This window comes from Bradyrhizobium arachidis, assembly GCF_015291705.1.
GTDB classification, from domain to species: domain Bacteria; phylum Pseudomonadota; class Alphaproteobacteria; order Rhizobiales; family Xanthobacteraceae; genus Bradyrhizobium; species Bradyrhizobium arachidis.
The window spans coordinates 9,302,923-9,319,597 of the sequence record NZ_CP030050.1; the positions used below are offsets into that span (position 1 = coordinate 9,302,923).

General features: G+C 62.5%; 13 protein-coding genes, 1 tRNA gene and 1 pseudogene. 10 read left to right on the forward strand and 5 right to left on the reverse strand.

The window, feature by feature from the left end; translation table 11 throughout:
• Nucleotides 1-4 precede the first annotated feature (4 nt).
• Nucleotides 5-2,245 (forward strand): glycogen debranching protein GlgX, encoded by a 2,241-nt coding sequence (glgX, locus tag WN72_RS43970; protein ID WP_092219665.1) that lies wholly within the window; start codon nucleotides 5-7, stop codon nucleotides 2,243-2,245.
• Nucleotides 2,246-3,615: 1,370 nt separating this feature from the next.
• Here the strand turns inward: glgX and WN72_RS43975 are convergent.
• Complete coding sequence (locus WN72_RS43975) at nucleotides 3,616-4,032, reverse strand: hypothetical protein (protein WP_167381133.1); 417 nt, start codon at nucleotides 4,030-4,032, stop codon at nucleotides 3,616-3,618.
• A 573-nt stretch (nucleotides 4,033-4,605) separates the two neighbouring features.
• Between WN72_RS43975 and WN72_RS47415 the strand changes: the two are divergent.
• Nucleotides 4,606-5,661, forward strand: a pseudogene (locus tag WN72_RS47415) (recombinase family protein); the annotation flags it as partial.
• Nucleotides 5,662-5,709: 48 nt separating this feature from the next.
• Here WN72_RS47415 and WN72_RS47420 read toward each other — a convergent pair.
• Both WN72_RS47420 and WN72_RS43985 read right to left on the reverse strand, forming a co-directional pair.
• On the reverse strand, nucleotides 5,710-6,138 hold the full coding sequence (locus tag WN72_RS47420) for a hypothetical protein (RefSeq protein WP_244553966.1): 429 nt from the start codon (nucleotides 6,136-6,138) through the stop codon (nucleotides 5,710-5,712).
• Nucleotides 6,139-6,259: 121 nt separating this feature from the next.
• Nucleotides 6,260-6,336, reverse strand: a tRNA-Met gene (locus WN72_RS43985).
• A gap of 488 nt (nucleotides 6,337-6,824) precedes the next feature.
• On the opposite strand from WN72_RS43985, the gene WN72_RS43990 reads away from it, so the two are divergent.
• A complete protein-coding gene (locus WN72_RS43990; RefSeq protein ID WP_027562068.1) occupies nucleotides 6,825-8,417 on the forward strand; it encodes a GMC family oxidoreductase in 1,593 nt (530 codons plus the stop codon).
• A 148-nt stretch (nucleotides 8,418-8,565) separates the two neighbouring features.
• On the opposite strand, the gene WN72_RS43995 is transcribed toward WN72_RS43990, so the two are convergent.
• Complete coding sequence (locus WN72_RS43995) at nucleotides 8,566-9,327, reverse strand: SDR family oxidoreductase (protein WP_027562067.1); 762 nt, start codon at nucleotides 9,325-9,327, stop codon at nucleotides 8,566-8,568.
• 123 nt (nucleotides 9,328-9,450) lie between these two features.
• On the opposite strand from WN72_RS43995, the gene WN72_RS44000 reads away from it, so the two are divergent.
• Together WN72_RS44000 and WN72_RS44005 are read left to right on the forward strand one after the other, a co-directional pair.
• Nucleotides 9,451-9,963 carry a CvpA family protein gene (locus tag WN72_RS44000; RefSeq protein WP_027562066.1) on the forward strand — a complete coding sequence of 171 codons (513 nt, stop codon included), beginning with the start codon at nucleotides 9,451-9,453 and terminating at the stop codon, nucleotides 9,961-9,963.
• A 203-nt stretch (nucleotides 9,964-10,166) separates the two neighbouring features.
• A complete protein-coding gene (locus WN72_RS44005; RefSeq protein WP_027562065.1) occupies nucleotides 10,167-10,949 on the forward strand; it encodes an SDR family oxidoreductase in 783 nt (260 codons plus the stop codon).
• 156 nt (nucleotides 10,950-11,105) lie between these two features.
• On the opposite strand, the gene WN72_RS44010 is transcribed toward WN72_RS44005, so the two are convergent.
• The gene (locus WN72_RS44010; RefSeq protein ID WP_027562064.1) at nucleotides 11,106-11,582 is read right to left on the reverse strand and encodes a DUF3775 domain-containing protein; all 477 of its coding nucleotides are present in this window, start codon (nucleotides 11,580-11,582) and stop codon (nucleotides 11,106-11,108) included.
• Between the two features lie 138 nt (nucleotides 11,583-11,720).
• Between WN72_RS44010 and WN72_RS44015 the strand changes: the two genes are divergently transcribed.
• The 5 genes from WN72_RS44015 to WN72_RS44035 all read left to right on the forward strand — a co-directional run bounded on the left by WN72_RS44015 (nucleotide 11,721) and on the right by WN72_RS44035 (nucleotide 16,662).
• On the forward strand, nucleotides 11,721-12,572 hold the full coding sequence (locus WN72_RS44015) for an MBL fold metallo-hydrolase (protein ID WP_027562063.1): 852 nt from the start codon (nucleotides 11,721-11,723) through the stop codon (nucleotides 12,570-12,572).
• Between the two features lie 223 nt (nucleotides 12,573-12,795).
• Nucleotides 12,796-13,638, forward strand: a complete 843-nt coding sequence (locus tag WN72_RS44020) for a fumarylacetoacetate hydrolase family protein (RefSeq protein ID WP_092219667.1) — start codon at nucleotides 12,796-12,798, stop codon at nucleotides 13,636-13,638.
• Between the two features lie 183 nt (nucleotides 13,639-13,821).
• Nucleotides 13,822-14,433: a glutathione S-transferase family protein gene (locus WN72_RS44025; protein ID WP_027562061.1), complete on the forward strand. Its 612-nt coding sequence runs from the start codon at nucleotides 13,822-13,824 to the stop codon at nucleotides 14,431-14,433.
• 90 nt (nucleotides 14,434-14,523) lie between these two features.
• Complete coding sequence (locus WN72_RS44030) at nucleotides 14,524-15,393, forward strand: MBL fold metallo-hydrolase (protein WP_092219669.1); 870 nt, start codon at nucleotides 14,524-14,526, stop codon at nucleotides 15,391-15,393.
• Nucleotides 15,394-15,513: 120 nt separating this feature from the next.
• Nucleotides 15,514-16,662, forward strand: coding sequence for an alpha/beta hydrolase (locus tag WN72_RS44035; protein ID WP_167381134.1), 1,149 nt, complete (start codon nucleotides 15,514-15,516; stop codon nucleotides 16,660-16,662).
• Nucleotides 16,663-16,675: the final 13 nt, after the last annotated feature.

Genomic DNA, 16,675 nt, shown 5'->3' on the forward strand with positions numbered 1-16,675 from the left:
ATACATGGACCAAGAAGCGCGATCAGACGACGCCCTGACGCGGGCGGCGGCGAGCCTGCGCCGCTCGCGGATCACCGAAGGCAAGCCGTTTCCGCTTGGCGCTACCTGGGACGGCCTTGGCGTCAACTTCGCGCTATTCTCGGCCCACGCCACCAAGGTCGAGCTCTGCCTGTTCGACGACGCGGGTGAAACCGAACTCGAGCGCATTGAGCTGCCGGAATTTACCGACGAGGTCTGGCACGGCTATCTGCCCTCGGCCCGTCCCGGCACCGTCTACGGCTATCGCGTCCACGGTCCTTACGAGCCTGACGCCGGTCACCGCTTCAATCCCAACAAGCTCCTGCTCGATCCCTACGCCAAGCAGTTGGTCGGGCAACTGCGCTGGGGACCCGAGCTGTTCGGCTACCAGCTCGATCACGCCGACAAGGACCTCTCCTATGACGAGCGCAATAGCGCGCCGCTGATGCAGAAGTGTCGCGTCATCGATCCCGCCTTCACCTGGGGCGCGGCGCGCAAGCCCGAAGTGCCGTGGGAACGGACGATCGTCTACGAGATGCACGTGAAGGGCTTTACCCAGCTGCACCCGCTAGTGCCGGAGGCAGACCGCGGCACCTTCTCGGGGCTCGCGCATTCTGAAATCCCCGGCTATCTGCGCTCGCTCGGCATCACCAGCGCGGAGCTGTTGCCGATCCATGCCTTCGTCGACGACAGCTACCTTGTCGAGAAAGGCCTTCGCAACTACTGGGGTTATAATTCCATCGCGTTCTTCGCGCCTGAGCCGCGCTACTTGAAGACGCCATTCGCGAACGAATTCAAAGAAATGGTGAACCAGTTCCACGCCCACGGCATCGAAGTCATTCTGGACGTTGTCTACAATCACACCGCCGAAGGCAACGAACTCGGGCCCACGCTGTCGTTCAAGGGCATCGACAACGCCAGCTATTACCGCCTGCTGCCGGACCAGAAGCGCTACTACATCAACGATACCGGCACCGGAAATACGGTGAACCTGTCCCATCCGCGGGTATTGCAGCTGGTTGCGGATTCCTTGCGCTATTGGGCAACCGAGATGCGAGTCGACGGCTTTCGCTTCGACCTCGCCACCATCCTGGCGCGGGAGCCCTATGGCTTCGACGAGGGCGGCGGCTTCCTCGACGCTTGCCGTCAGGATCCGGTGCTGTCCGGCGTCAAGCTGATCGCAGAGCCGTGGGACATCGGCCCGGGCGGTTATCAAGTCGGACAGTTCCCGCCGGGATGGGCCGAATGGAATGACAAGTTCAGGGACACGGTCCGCGCCTTCTGGAAGGGCGACGAAGGATCGATCGCGGACTTCGCCAAGCGCGTGTCGGGCTCCGGCGACCTGTTCAACAAACGCGGACGCCGCCCCTGGGCCAGCGTCAACTTCGTCACCGCCCATGACGGCTTCAACCTCAACGATCTCGTTTCATACAACGATAAGCACAACGAGGCGAACGGCGAGGACAATCGCGACGGTCACAGCAATAATCATTCCTGGAATTGCGGGACCGAGGGTCCGACCGACGATCCCGAGATCACTGCGCTGCGCGAACGCCAGAAGCGGAACCTGCTCGCAACAATGCTGCTGTCCCACGGCACGCCGATGTTGCTCGCCGGTGACGAATTTGGACACACTCAGAACGGCAACAACAATGCCTATGCACAGGATAATGAGACCACGTGGCTCGATTGGATGGGTATCACGGCAAACGGCCGCAGCCTTCGTGAATTCGCACGCAAGCTGATCGCTACGCGCAAGGCCTTCCCGATCCTCTATCGCAGCCGCTTCCTGGTGGGCTCCCACAATGAAGAGCTCGACGTCAAGGACGTCACATGGCTCTCGCCATCCGGCGAGGAGATGACCACAGAGCAATGGCAGGACGCCAACGCCAGATGCTTTGGCATGCTACTCGACGGACGTGCACAGGAGACCGGGATCAAGCGCCGCGGCTCGGACGCGACCATGCTGCTGGTCTACAATGCGCATTATGATGTCGTGAACTTCACCTTGCCGGCCGTCGCGGATGGAAGAACTTGGTTAGGGCTGGTCGATACCAATCAGCCGGAAACGCAGATGCCTGCATTCGAATTCGGACAGACTTACGCGGTGATCGGACGTTCTCTCGTGGCTTTTGGTCTGTCGACCGAGAACGTCGCCACGCGCCGCTTGCGGCAAGGCCTCGGTGCACTGCTGGACGTCGCCGAGGCGCCCCTCGGGCAGGCTTGACCATGCCATGCGAGCGACTGCGATGGCCCGAGGAAGCTGACTTGCCAACGGAACTTGGCGGAGGGGCCCGATCGATACCTCTATGCCCGACGAGCCAGGGCCGTATTCTGGGTGCGGAACGAGGGAGGGCGTGCCAAGTTTTCCCGATAGCCTGGGTTCGTGATCCCAGGTCACAAGGTGACTTGTGCCCCAACTCGCTAGTCCTGTGAAGCTGGTCTTTCTCTTCCGCCGAAGCACCTTCGAGAACCGAATAGCCTGGGTCCGTTAGCATGTCCGCGGCTGCTGCACGTACGAGCGGCTCGTCATCGACGAGAAGTACTGTTCCAAGAGAACCACCGTTCGGCACCGATGCAGGTTGCTGGCTCCCCGCCTGCACGGGCTCGTCGGTGGAAGGAAGCCAAATCTCTATATTTGTACCCAGCCCTGGGCGGCTCTGAATGGTCAGAGCGCCGCCCAACGGCAATGCAAGGCCGTGAGCCATCGATAAACCGAGACCCGTTCCCTTTCCGATTCCCCTTGGTCGAGAAGAATGGCTCGATGGCCCGAGCCTTCACCGAATCTCCATGCCGGCTCCGTTGTCCGCAACAGATAGCCTGACGTAACGTCCGGGCTTCAAATTGGTGCGGTGTCCTGCCTCAACGTGTTGGGCCCGATGCGTAACGTACCACCCTCAGGCATCGCATCACGTGCATTAACTGCAAGATTGAGGAGAGCCATCTCAAGCTGGCTTTCATCGACCTTGCGAAAGGCAAAGCCTTCTCGATCTCGACCGACACCTTGACCTGCGGACCGGATGTACTCGCAATCAGGTTGGCCATTCCATTAATCAGGTCACCACCTGTGTTGGCTTGGCTTGAAGTGGTTGTCGCCGTGCGAATGCAAGCAACCGCTGAACAAGCGCCTTTGCTCTCTCGGCAGACTGCATCGCTCCGGCGATCAACCGTTGCTCGCGCTCCCCACCTACACCACTCCGTTGCGACGCATCGAGGGCCCGACGATTGGCGTCAACAGGTTATTGAAGTCGTGGGCGGCGCCGCCGGTCAACTGGCCCATCGCTTCCATTTTCTGCCCCTGGCGGAGCTGCTCTTCCGCCCGGGAAAGGCGCTCCTGTTCTCGGATACGTCTTGTCACATCGTAGACGAACTGGTACGCCCCGATCCGGTCACCTTTGCTGTTTTAGCAAGGTATTGTACTTTCGTAGCGGCGGCGCTCGCGAGCGCAATCGCCGAATGCTGCCACTTCCGCTAATTCCTCTTCTCCGCATTTTCATTTCGAGACTCGTTGAAGACACTGGTAAATAAATTAGGCTCAGCCATCCAGTTTGTTGGTATTTTTGTTGGCATCAGGATATTAACGAGCGGCGAATTTCGTTAGTTCGAACGATGGAACGAGCAAAGGCCCGCAAGAACGATGGCGCGGGCACCAACCCAAAACAGATCTGACCGACGTCGACTGCCGCGCCGCGCGACTGAATTTGAAATGGGCGACGGACCGCTCGCGCTTTTCGTCTCGCGCACAAGGCTGATGCAGCATTGGGCTGATCGGATCGACCATTGGCTCGATCTCAAGAAGGCGATGCCGACAGGCTTGGGTCTCCTATCATCAGGCTGGTTGATGTTGTCCAATTCAACCCGCGGCAAGCTCATGTGATAGTTGTCGACGCTTGTGCATGACGTTCCGGAAAGCGGATCGATTTCGCCGCGCCTTTGCGACGCGTTGCGCTTGGCCGCCTGAGATAAAACGCCGCGTACATGCGCCGTGACCCAGAGATCGTCTGCGCTGCTCACCCTTGCCTTCCGAAGGCAATGCTCGAGGATTCGGCTCCGATGGGCACCAAGCGGCCCACTTATACGCAGATGTATCCGAAAACCGCCTCGACGTCCTCGCGCACTTCCAAGTCCACGGATGCTTTGTTTTGACTGTCCGCAGCGGAGGCACAGTGTTGAAAATCAAGAGAATCGAAAATTTAAGACTTCCAACCAAAGCGGAAGCAGTCAATCGGGCGAAGCCTTCCGAGCACGCAATCCTTCGCCTCGCCCGCCTTATCGGACGACAAATGGCCCGTGACGATATCAAGGATCGTCGATCACCTTGTGCCGCGCCCGAGAAAGAAACCACCCCAATCTAGCCGCGTCATGGCACATCGCCATTGTGTAGTTGGATCTCTCGAGTACGCAGCAAATGGGATATGAGCAAAGACGCACACGGCGCAGCGTCTTCTAGTTCACTCCAGAGCGCCGCGATATGCCTTTCCTTGCATCAAACGCATCCGGGTGTGCACGGCATATAAATGCCGCGTTCATTCGATATTTTTTTCACGGCGCCATGTGCCGACGCAAGTGGAATGCAAGGACAAGTCAATGACGCGAGTTGCGCTCTATGCCCGATACTCGTCTGACAATCAACGTGACACCTCGATCGAAGACCAATTTCGTATTTGCAAAGAGCGCGCGATGCGCGAAAAATGGACGATCATCAATTCTTACAAGGATGCCGGAATTTCCGGTGCGAGCATGATTCTTCGTCCGGGCATCCAAGCCCTGTTGCAGGATGCTCAGAGCCGTGCGTTCGATATCGTGCTGGCTGAGGCGCTCGATCGCATCAGCCGCGACCAAGCGGACGTGGCGACCCTGTTCAAGCAACTGCGCTTTGTCGGTGTTCCGATCGTCACCTTGGCCGAAGGGGAAATCACTGAGCTTCACGTCGGTCTGAAAGGGACTATGAATGCTCTATTTCTGAAGGACCTCGCTGCGAAGACGCACCGTGGCTTGCGAGGTCGGGTAGAGGGTGGAAAGTCAGGTGGCGGGCTTTGCTACGGATACCGCGTTATCAAACGGCTGGATGAGCGCGGAGATCGTATCCGAGGAGACCGAGAGATCGATCCGGCCCAGGCCGCCGTAATCCGGCGCATCTTTCGGGACTTCGCCGCTGGCATCAGCCCGCGAGCGATCGCCGTGAAGTTCAACGCCGAAGGCATAGCCGGCCCTGAAACCAAGCTGTGGAATGACACGACGATCCGAGGCCATGTCAAGCGCGGCACCGGGATCATCAATAACGAGCTTTACGTGGGACGCCTCGTTTGGAATCGGCTGCATTACCTTAAGAATCCTTCGACGGGGAAACGCATCTCGCGTCTCAATCCAGAGGCCGAATGGATCGTCACCAAAGTTCCAGAGCTTCGCATCATCGAGGACGAACTCTGGGATTTGGTGAAAGCCAAGCAAAGTGAGATCGCCGAAAGATTCATCAATGTGACAGCAGCTGTCCGCGAGCACCATTCGAACAAACGACTTAACAGTGCTCGCCGCCCAAAGTCGTTGTTCTCGGGACTTGTGCTCTGCGGCTTATGCGATGGCCCATGTTCGCTGCGCGGAGCCGATCGCTTCGTCTGCTCGGCACATGTCAGCAACGGGTCCTGTTCGAACGGCCGTACTTTGGCGCGGAGCGAACTCGAACAACGCGTGTTAAGCGGGCTGAAGGACCGGTTGCTGGCGCCAGACGTCATCGCAGAAGCAACGCTCGCCTATGCCGAGGAGATGAACCGGCTGAACCGCGAGCGGCGGGCCCACGACAATGCCTGGCGCGCTGAACTGGCCAAGGTAGAAAAACAAATCCACGGAATGGTCGAAGCGATCAAGGAGGGCATGTTCCAGCATTCGATGATCGCAGCGATGGACGCGCTGGAGGCTCGCAAAGCCGAGCTTTCTGCCCTGCTCGCCGAAGCCCCTGCGGATACCCCGGACGCTCTCCCGAGCGCGTCGCAACTCTACGCCAAGAAGGTCGCCCACCTCACCGAGGCTTTGAACCGTCCGGAAGACCGGGCCGAGGCCGCCCAGGCTCTTCGTGGCCTGATCGAACGTATCGTTCTCCGCCCGGGTGCCAAGCGCGGCCAAATCGACGCCACCCTCTATGGTGATTTGGGCACAATACTGAGCTGGACTTCTGCGCGTAACGCCGAAAAGGCAGCACAAACCAAAACTCCCGCAGCGTCAGCTACGGGAGTGTCGGTATCAGTGGTTGCGGGGATAGGATTTGAACCTATGACCTTCAGGTTATGAGCCTGACGAGCTACCGGGCTGCTCCACCCCGCGTTAAACCGTTGCGCGCCTTCAGCAAATCCCGGGGACGGTGAGGTTAAGGCCGACGCTGTTCGCGTGGCTTGCTCGTCCGTCCCAAAGGCTTCCTTGGAAGGCAACCCCGGGCAAAGCCCGTCGGGTGCGGGGCGTATGTATCAAGGCGGGGTGGCTTTGGAAAGGGCCGCCGGGACGTTTTTTTCGACTTTATGACAACGCGGTGGGCCGGTTTTCGGCCGGTTTGGCGCGCTCTTGCCAGAAGTTCCACAACGGGCCAGCTTGCGGCAACAAGATAACGGGGGAACGCCATGGACCACCCGCTGACCTGCCCCGCCTGATGGCGGCGGGATCGCGCGGCTGGAGAAGCTGCCGTCATTCCGGGGCGCGTGCTGCGCGAGCCCGGAATCCATCGATCCGCATCACCTGCGGGCCAATGGATTCCGGGTTCGCGACTTCGTCGCGCCCTGGATTGACGCCTACAAAAAGGCGCGCAGGGGGAAACATCGGTGACTGACATATTCGATTTCGTCGTCGTGGGCGCGGGCTCCGGCGGCTGCGCCGTGGCGGGGCGGCTGTCGGAGGATGCGGCGACATCCGTGGCGTTGCTCGATGCCGGCGGGCGCAACGACACTTGGCGGATCACCACGCCGTTCGGGCTCGCCTTGCCCTACCCCGCGGCCAACTGGGCCTTCGATACCGTGCCGCAGAAGGGATTGAACGGCCGCATCGGCTATCAGCCGCGCGGCAAGGGTCTCGGCGGATCCTCGGCGATCAATGCCATGGTCTACATCCGCGGCCACAAATGGGACTACGACCACTGGGCCGAGCTCGGCAACGCAGGCTGGTCGTACGCGGACGTGCTGCCCTACTTCAAGCGCGCGGAGAACAACCGCGATTTCGACGGCGAGTATCACGGCAAGGGTGGCCCGCTGCATGTCAACAGGCTCCGCTCGGACAATCCGATCCATGAGGTCTTCCATCAGGCCGCGCGCGAGGCGCAGTTCCGCATCCGCGACGACTTCAATGAAGCGGATCATGAAGGGCTCGGCAGCTATCAGGTGACGCAGCACAATGGCGAGCGCTGGAGCGCGGCGCGCGCCTATCTGCAGCCCCACATGGACAAGCGCGCGAATCTGCGCGTCGAGACGGGGGCGCAGGCCACGCGCATTTTGTTCGAGGGCAAGCGCGCGGTCGGAATCGAATATGTGCAGGGCAAGCAAAAGAAGCAGCTGCGCGCCCGGCGCGAGGTGATCCTCGCCGCCGGCGCCTTCCAGTCGCCGCAGCTGCTGATGCTGTCGGGCGTCGGCGATGGCGAGGCGCTTCGCGCGCACGGCATCGGCGTCACCCATCACCTGCCGGGGGTCGGGCGCAATCTGCAGGACCATCCGGATTTCGTCTTCGTCTACGCCTCCGATTATCCGCACTTCGTTCACTCCTCGCTTGGCCGGCTGCCATCCTTGCTCCGCGCCATCCAGCGGTACCGTAGGGAGCGGCGCGGCCTGATGACCACCAATTTCGCCGAGTGCGGCGGCTTCTTGAAGACGCAGGCCCATCTCGACGTGCCGGACATCCAGCTGCACTTCGTCGTCGCGATGCTCGACGATCACGGCCGCAAGAAGCACAAGGAGGCAGGCTTCTCATGCCATGTCTGCCTGCTCAGACCGAAGAGCCGCGGCAGCGTCTGGCTGAGAAGCGCCGATCCGCTCGCAGCTCCAATGATCGATCCGAACTTTCTCGGCGAGGACTGGGATCTCGAGGCGATGGTCGCCGGCTTCAAGACCACGCGACGGCTGATGGAGACACCGGCGCTGCGCGCGTTGCAGAAGAAGGACATATTCACATCCGACGTGCGAACCGACGACGACATCCGCGCGATCCTGCGCAATCGCGTCGACACCGTCTATCACCCGGTGGGCACCTGCAAGATGGGCACGGATGCGATGGCCGTGGTCGATCCGAAGCTGAAGGTGCACGGTGTGCAAGGTTTGCGCGTCGTCGATGCCTCGATCATGCCGACGCTGATCGGCGGCAACACCAATGCGCCGACCATCATGATCGGGGAGAAGGCGGCGGATATGATCCGGGGAGACGTGCGGTAGCTCTTCTCCCTCTCCCCGCTTGCGGGGAGAGGGTTGGGGTGTCTCCACGAGGACGGTGATAGCTCGACTCGCGGAAACTCCCCTTACCCGGAATTTGCTTTCGCAAATTCCGGCCTCTCCCCGCACGCGGGGAGAGGCGAAGACACGCTCAATTCAGCAAGAACCCGCCGTCCACCGTTACCACACTCCCCGTCATGTACCGCGACGCCTTCGAGGCCAGCAGCAAAATCGCGCCGTCGAGATCGGACTCGGCGCCGACGCGGCGCTGGGGGATGCGTTTGGCGAGGCGCTCGCCGGCGGGCGTCGACCAGAAGGCGTGGTTCATCTCGGTATCGATATAGCCGGGCGCGAGCGCGTTGATGCGGATGTTTTGCCCCGCGAGCTCCAGCGCCATCGCTTTGGTCGCCTGGATGATGCCGGCCTTGGAGATGGCATAGGGCGAGACCGCCTTGAGCACGCCGGTGCCGAGCACGGAAGCGATGTTGACGATGTTGCCTTCCTGCTTGCGCGCAATCATGCGGCGGGCGATTTCGGTCGCGAGGAAATAAGCGCCCTTCAGATTGGCGCCGATCACCGCGTCCCAGTCGGCCTCGGTCTGCTCGGTCGCGAGCTTCTCGATGGCGATGCCGGCATTGTTGATCAGCACCGTGACCGGGCCGAGCGCTGATTCCGCGTCATCCACGGCTTTCGCGATCGATGCGGTGTCGGTGACGTCGAGCGCGATCGCAGCTGCGCGGCCGCCCTTGCCGCGGATCTCCTCCTCGAGACTCCTCAGCTTGTCGGTCTGTCGCGCCGCGAGCGCGACCGCCGCGCCATGTGCCGCCAGCACCCGGGCAAACTGCCGCCCCAGCCCCTGGCTCGCGCCTGTTACGAGGATGGTTTCTTTACTGACGTCGAATAGGTCTGACATGACGTTGTCCTTGCGCGATTTCCCTGGGCTTTGGAGCCATCAATACCGACGATTTTAACGATCTGAAACCGGAATGATCGGTTCGGCGTTCATTCGTTCCACCTGAGGCAGGGGCTCGCAGTGATGAACAGTTTCGATCTCGCGGTCTATGCGGCGCTTGCCATGGCCGTCGGCCTCGGCTTTCGGACCGGCCTGCTGCGCAGCGCCATGACCATCCTGGCCTATCTCCTCGCCGCGCCCATGGCGGTGGCGCTGATGCCGATGATCGCGCCGCAGATCGCCGGCAATCCCAACGCGCCGCTGCTCCAGAACTGGATCTGGTTCTTCGCCATCTTCGTGGTGGTCGGCATGCTGCTCGGCCATATCGGCCGCGTCGCGCTGAACGACACCCTTGGCGAGGCCGGCATCGGCGACCGCCTCGGCGGCGCCGCGCTCGGCGCCGTCAGGGTCGGCCTCGTCGCCACCACGCTGGTTCTCGTGTTCGACCAGATCGTGCCGGCCAACCGCCAGCCGCCCTTCCTCGCCGGCTCGCATCTGCGGCCGCTGTTCTCGGCGGCCGGGCAGATGGGATTCAAATCGCTGCCGCCCGAGGCCGCCGACGCGATCGACCGCCTCAAGCAGGAGCGTCGCATCTAGAGCGCGATAAGATCGCGCTCCAGCTTATTGTCTGGGCATGATCTTTTCGGAAAACCGCTACGCACTTTTCCGAATCATGCCCGTTTGCATCGCCGCGGCCCTCGCCATGCATTTTGACGCGGGCCTCTCCCTTATCAGCGGCGCCGCAGTTGGCTAGAGTAGCGGCCATCCAAAACCTGCGTGCTATTTTCGGGAGTGAAACAGTGGATCTTGGGATCAAAGGTCGCCGCGCCATCGTCTGCGCATCCAGCAAGGGCCTCGGCCGCGCTTGCGCCATCTCGCTGGCGGACGCCGGCGTTCACGTCACGCTGACCGCGCGCGGCGCCGAAGCGCTGAAGAAGACGGCCGACGAGATCCGCAAGGCCTATCCCGATGTGACCGTCACCGAGATCGTCGGCGACATCACGACGCCGGCGGGCCGCGAGGCCGTGCTGAAGGCCTGCCCCGAGCCCGATATCCTGATCAACAATGCCGGCGGCCCGCCGCCCGGCGATTTCCGCAACTGGACCCGCGACGACTGGATCAAGGCGATCGACGCCAACATGCTGACCCCGATCGAGCTGATCAAGGCGACCGTCGACGGCATGATGGCGCGCAAGTTCGGCCGCATCGTCAACATCACCTCGGCCGCGGTGAAGGCGCCGATCGACATTCTCGGCCTCTCCAACGGCGCGCGCGCCGGTCTCACCGGCTTCATCGCCGGCCTGTCGCGCAAGACCGTGATCAACAACGTCACCATCAACGGCCTGTTGCCGGGCCCGTTCGAGACCGATCGCCTGACCGGCACCGCCAAGGCCGAAGCCGACAAGCGCGGCGTCTCCGCCGAGCAGATCCTGGCCGAGCGCGCCAAGCTCAATCCCGCGGGGCGCTTCGGCCAGCCCGACGAGTTCGGCTATGCCTGCGCCTTCCTGTGCGGCGCCAAGGCCGGCTTCATCACCGGGCAGAACATTTTGCTCGATGGCGGTGCGTTCCCGGGCACGCTGTGATCTGCCCTCTCCCTCTCCCCGTTCTTACGGGGAGGGGTGAGGGGCTGCTTCGGCAAAGACGATAGCGATTGGACTCGCGGAGACTCCCCCTCACCCGGATTGCATCTCCGATGCAATCCCGGCCTCTCCCCGCAAGCGGGGAGAGGCGAAGACGGATCACCGCTGCTTCGTCGGCTCGTCTTCGTCGCGCTCGCTGGGATCGGAGGAATCGGCGGTGAGACGCTCGTCGGTCCAGTCGATGCCGAACTCGTCGAGCCCGTCCGCGAGCAGATCGCCCAGCATGGGATCGCCGAGCAGATATTGCACGGTCTCGTGCCGGGGCCTGCGATATTCGCCCCGCGCCTCCACGGCGCGGGCGCGCAAATCGTCCCACTCGTCGATCGTGCCCTCGCCGCGACCGAGCCACGTCAGTGCGACGAGATCGACCTGCTCGTCCTCGTTCAGGGCAGCGATGAAACTCCCGAGCTCGCTGCCGACGGGATCGGAGCCGTCATCCCCGAGGACATCAACCGAATCGTCATCGCTCGGATTCGAGCCCGAATCCGGATCGGTATCCCCTTCCTTGACGTCGAATTCGCGCGCCTTCTCGATGATGAAGGCGACCTTCTCGGCGGAAATCGCAAGCTCTGGCATGGGCTCCCCTCGGGCGCATCGTTGGGCTGGTTCCAGGTTCCCCTCGATAACGCAACATCACGACAGATGATCCATTGCGCTCCGTGACGGAAAATGCGCATCTTTCGGCACCAAAGCAAGAAAATGGGGGCATACCGCATGCACTGGAGGGTCGGCAGCGTCAGAATCACTGAGGTCGTGGAGTTGGAGACGGTCGGCTCGACCCGCTTCATCCTGCCGCTGGCGAGCAATGATGAAATCCGGAAGCTGCCCTGGCTGATCCCGCATTTCGCCACCGAAGAGGGCCGGCTGAAGATGTCGATCCATTCGCTGGTGGTCGAGACGCCGACGCGCCGCATCGTGGTCGACACCGGTCTTGGCAACGACAAGCAGGGCCGCGGCGTCCCGACCTGGAATAACCGCAGCACGCCGTTCCTTCAGACGATGACGGCAGCGGGCTTTGCGCCTGAGACCATCGACACCGTGCTGTGCACGCATCTTCACGTCGATCATGTCGGCTGGAATACGAAGCTGGTCGGCGGCAAATGGGTGCCGACCTTCCCGAACGCGCGTTACGTCTTCGGCCGCACCGAATACGAGCACTGGCGCGATCATTCCACCGAGCCGGACAAGGCGGCGGTATTTGGCGATTCCGTGCAGCCGATCGTCGATGCCGGCAAAGCCGATCTCATTCCGAGCGATCATCGCCTGTCGGAGGAGATCAGCGTGATCCCGACTCCGGGCCACAGCCCCGGGCATATGAGCATTTTGATCCAGTCGGGCGGCGAACAGGGACTGCTGACCGGCGACGTCGCCCACCATCCCTGCCAGATGGCGCATCTCGATTGGTCCTCGACGGCGGATTCCGACCAGGCGCAATCGGCCGCAACGCGGCGCGAATTGTTCGGGCGGTTTGCCGATACGCCGACGCTGGTGATCGGCGGGCATTTTTCCGCGGGGCATATCAAGCGCGAGGGAGATGCGTTCAGGTTCGAGGCGCTGCAATCGTAGGGTGGGCAGAGCCACCGGGTCGCGCGAACGCGCGCCCGATGACAGGCTTCGCGTGCCCACCTGTCCGGGCTATTGGAAACAGCTCGTGGGCACGGCGCTTCGCGCCTTTGCCCACCCTGCAAGGAGGGGCTGCAATGCACCGCTGTTTGAGCGGTTGAATTTCCCGCCGCCCTGTTCCATGAAGCTATTTAACCGATCGGTCCATCTCCAGGGAGAAACGAGAATGAAGCTTGTTCGTTATGGCGAAAAGGGTGCGGAAAAGCCCGGCCTGATCGACAAATCCGGCCAGCTGCGCGACCTGTCCGCGCATCTGAAGGACCTCACGGGCGATACCTATTCGCCGGAGAGCCTGAAGAAGCTGGCAGGCCTCGATCCCGCCTCGCTGCCCGCCGTCTCCGGCAAGCCGCGCTTCGGCTCGCCGGTGACCGGCATCTCGAAATTCGTCGCCATCGGGCTCAACTACAGCGACCACGCCAAGGAGACCGGCGCGGCGATCCCGACCGAGCCGATCATCTTCATGAAGGCCAACACCTCGCTGTCCGGCCCGAACGATGCGGTCGAGAAGCCGCGCGGCTCGACCAAGCTCGACTGGGAGGTCGAGATCGCCGCCATCATCGGCACCCGCGCCAAATACGTCTCGGAAGCCGATGCGCTGAACTACGTCGCCGGCTATTGCGTCTGCAACGACGTCTCCGAGCGCAACTTCCAGACCGAGCGCCTGGGACAGTGGACCAAGGGCAAGTCGCACGACACGTTCGGCCCGCTCGGGCCGTGGCTCGCCACCAAGGACGAGATCAAGGACGTGCAGAACCTGTCGATGTGGCTCGACGTCAACGGCCAGCGCCGCCAGACCGGCTCGACCGCGACCATGATCTTCTCGATGGCCAAGTGCGTCTCCTATGTCTCGCAGTTCATGACGCTGCTGCCCGGCGACATCATCACCACGGGCACCCCGCCCGGCGTCGGCCTCGGCATGAAGCCGCCGACCTTCCTCAATGTCGGCGACGTCGTGTCGCTCGGCATCGAAGGCCTCGGCGAGCAGCGCCAGGAGATCATCGCGGCGTAAGGGCCTCCGCCGTCATCCTGAGGAGCGCGCAACGCGCGTCTCGAAGGATGCGCCACAAGCACGGTCGCCCGGCGTTCGCGCCGGGTGACGAGAGACCCTCCCTCGTTATCCATCCTTCGAGACGCGCGCCGAGGGCGCGCTCCTCAGGATGAGGACTGTGTGCCTGGATAGAGGTTATTTTCCATGAAACTCTCCTTCTCCGCCGCCTCGCCCTTCGCCCGCAAGGTGCGCATCGCCGCGATCGAGCTTGGGCTGATCGACAAGATCGAGCTGATGCCCGCAACCGTCGCGCCGGGCACCGCGAATGAGGACTATTCGCGCATCACGCCGCTGAAGAAGCTGCCGGTGCTGATCACCAATGACGGCGACGTCATCCTGGATTCCTACGTGATCGTCGAATATCTCAACGAGATGGCCGGCGGCAGCCTGATCCCGGATTACGGCCCGCGGCGCTGGAAGGCCAAGACCAATCATTCGCTGATCAACGGCATGCTCGATTCCATGCTGCTGTGCCGCTACGAGAAGATGGTGCGGCCGCAGGGCCTGCAATGGCAGGCGTGGTCCGACGACCACTGGAATCGGGCCTGGACCGGCATGGCGCGCTTCGAGAACATGCCCGAGGTTTTGAACGGCCCGTTCGACATTTCGCAGATCGGCCTCGTTTGCGTGCTCGGCTATGCCGATTTCCGCTTCGCCGATTGCGGCTGGCGCAAGGCCTATCCGAAGCTCGACGCCTTCCATCAGAAGATGCTGGAGCGGCCCTCCGTGAAGATCTCGGTGCCGCCTCCGGCGTAGTTTGAGCATGATCTTTTCGGAGAGCCGCTGCACACTTTGCGCTGACGCGGCCCTCCGGGTTCGGATCATGCCGTAACCGCGGGAGTTCTCATGAGCCTCAAATATTCGGTCGGCGATCTCACGATCCATCGCGTCATCGAGCAGGAATCCCCGTTCTTTCCAGCGCTGGAGTTCATCCCCGGGCTGACGGCGGAGGTCCTGGCCGAGAACCGCGCGTGGATGCGGCATGCCAAGGCGCTGGACGATGCGGACACGTTGATCCTGTGCTTCCAGTCCTACGTGGTGAAGACACCGCACCACACCATCCTGATCGACAGCTGCATCGGCAACGACAAGTCGCGGCCGCAGCGGCCGAAATGGCACATGAAGACCGACGACACCTATATGCGCGCGCTCGGCGCCGCGGGCGTCTCGGTGGAAGACATCGACTTCGTGATGTGCACGCATCTGCATGTCGATCATGTCGGCTGGAACACGCGGATGGAGAATGGCCGCTGGGTGCCGACCTTCCCCAAGGCGCGCTACGTCTTCGCCAAACAGGAGTTCGATTACTGGACCGAGCAGAACGCGAAGGCCGAGGTGCCGCCCTTCGCCGACAGCGTGCTGCCGGTGGTCGAGGCGGGACGCCACGAGCTCGTCGGCAACGACCATCAGATCGGCGATCACGTCCGCATCGTGCCGACGCCCGGCCACACGCCGGGCCATGTCGCATTCGCGATGGGGCGCGGCAAGGACGATGCGGTGTTCACCGGTGACCTCATCCATTCGCCGCTGCAGACGCTCTATCCGGAGCTGTCGATGAAGTTCGACGTCGATCAGGCCATCGCGGCGAAGACGCGCCGCAACGTCCTTGAGCGCTATTGCGACACCGACACACTGTGCTGCACCGCGCATTTCCCCTCGCCGTCGGTGGGGAGGATCAAGCGCAAGGGTAATGCGTTCGTGTGTGAGTCGGTGTGATTTAGCCGAGATGCCGTAGGGTGGGCAAAGGCGCACGCCTCGCGCGCCGTGCCCACCACTCCTTATGGTGGGCACGCTTCGCTTTGCCCACCCTACGATTCCTCCCGGGTGGAGAAAGCCATGACAACACTCCCCGACATCCCTCTCCCCGCCGGAATCCGCTCGCGTCATGTCGACGGCATCAACGGCTTGCGGATGCATGTGCTGGAAGCCGGCTTCGAGACCAAGGAGCGGCCCTGCATCCTCTTGCTGCACGGCTTCCCCGAGCTTGCCTTCTCCTGGCGCAAGGTGATGCCGGCGCTGGCTGCCGAGGGTTATCACGTGCTCGCGCCGGACCAGCGCGGCTATGGCCGCACGACAGGGTGGACCGCGGATTATGACGGCGACCTCACCCCGTTCTCGCTCTTCAACCTCGTGCGCGATGTGCTCGCCCTGGTGGCGGCGTTCGGCTACAGGCAGGTCGATCTTGCCGGGCATGATTTCGGCAGCCCGGTCGCAGCGTGGTGCGCGCTGATCCGGCCCGACGTGTTTCGATCGGTGACGCTGATGAGTGCGCCGTTCGGCGGCGCGCCGACATTGCCGTTCGATACGGTCGATGGTCCGGCAAAGCCCGCCGTGGAGGATCCCGTGCATCGCGGGCTCGCCGCGTTGCCACGGCCGCGCAAGCACTATCAATGGTACTATTCGACACGGCCCGCGAACGACGACATGCAGCACGCGCCGCAAGGTGTGCACGATTTCCTGCGCGCCTATTATCATCACAAGAGCGCGGACTGGACCGACAACAAGCCCTACCCGCTGCAATCGTGGTCGGCGAATGAACTGGCGAAACTGCCGACCTACTATGTGATGGATCTGAACGAGACCATGGCCGAGACGGTCGCGAAAGAGATGCCCTCGCCGGCCGCGATCGCCGCCAACCGATGGCTGCCGGACAGCGACCTTGCTTATTACAGCGCCGAATATGGCCGCACCGGATTCCAGGGCGGGCTGCAATGGTACCGCTATGGCACGTCGGGCATGCTCAACAAGGAGATGCAGCTGTTCTCAGGACGCAGCATCGACGTGCCGTCGTGCTTCATCTCCGGCAAGCAGGATTGGGGCACCTATCAGCGCCCCGGCGTGTTCGAGGCGATGCAGGGCCGGGGCTGCACCAGGCTGCTCGGCTGCCATCTCGTCGACGGCGCCGGCCATTGGGTGCAGCAGGAGCAGCCGGCCGAGGTCAGCCGGTTGCTGCTCGACTTCCTCGCAAAGGCCCGCACGGCCTGATTTGACCTGGGAA

Coding starts and splice junctions, on each gene's coding strand:
- glgX (WP_092219665.1), top strand. CDS start 5: ATGGACCAAGAAGCGCGATCAGACGACGCCCTGACGCGGGCGGCGGCG.
- WN72_RS43995 (WP_027562067.1), bottom strand. CDS start 9,327: ATGTCAGACCTATTCGACGTCAGTAAAGAAACCATCCTCGTAACAGGC.
- WN72_RS44000 (WP_027562066.1), top strand. CDS start 9,451: ATGAACAGTTTCGATCTCGCGGTCTATGCGGCGCTTGCCATGGCCGTC.
- WN72_RS44010 (WP_027562064.1), bottom strand. CDS start 11,582: ATGCCAGAGCTTGCGATTTCCGCCGAGAAGGTCGCCTTCATCATCGAG.
- WN72_RS44015 (WP_027562063.1), top strand. CDS start 11,721: ATGCACTGGAGGGTCGGCAGCGTCAGAATCACTGAGGTCGTGGAGTTG.
- WN72_RS44020 (WP_092219667.1), top strand. CDS start 12,796: ATGAAGCTTGTTCGTTATGGCGAAAAGGGTGCGGAAAAGCCCGGCCTG.
- WN72_RS44025 (WP_027562061.1), top strand. CDS start 13,822: ATGAAACTCTCCTTCTCCGCCGCCTCGCCCTTCGCCCGCAAGGTGCGC.
- WN72_RS44030 (WP_092219669.1), top strand. CDS start 14,524: ATGAGCCTCAAATATTCGGTCGGCGATCTCACGATCCATCGCGTCATC.
- WN72_RS44035 (WP_167381134.1), top strand. CDS start 15,514: ATGACAACACTCCCCGACATCCCTCTCCCCGCCGGAATCCGCTCGCGT.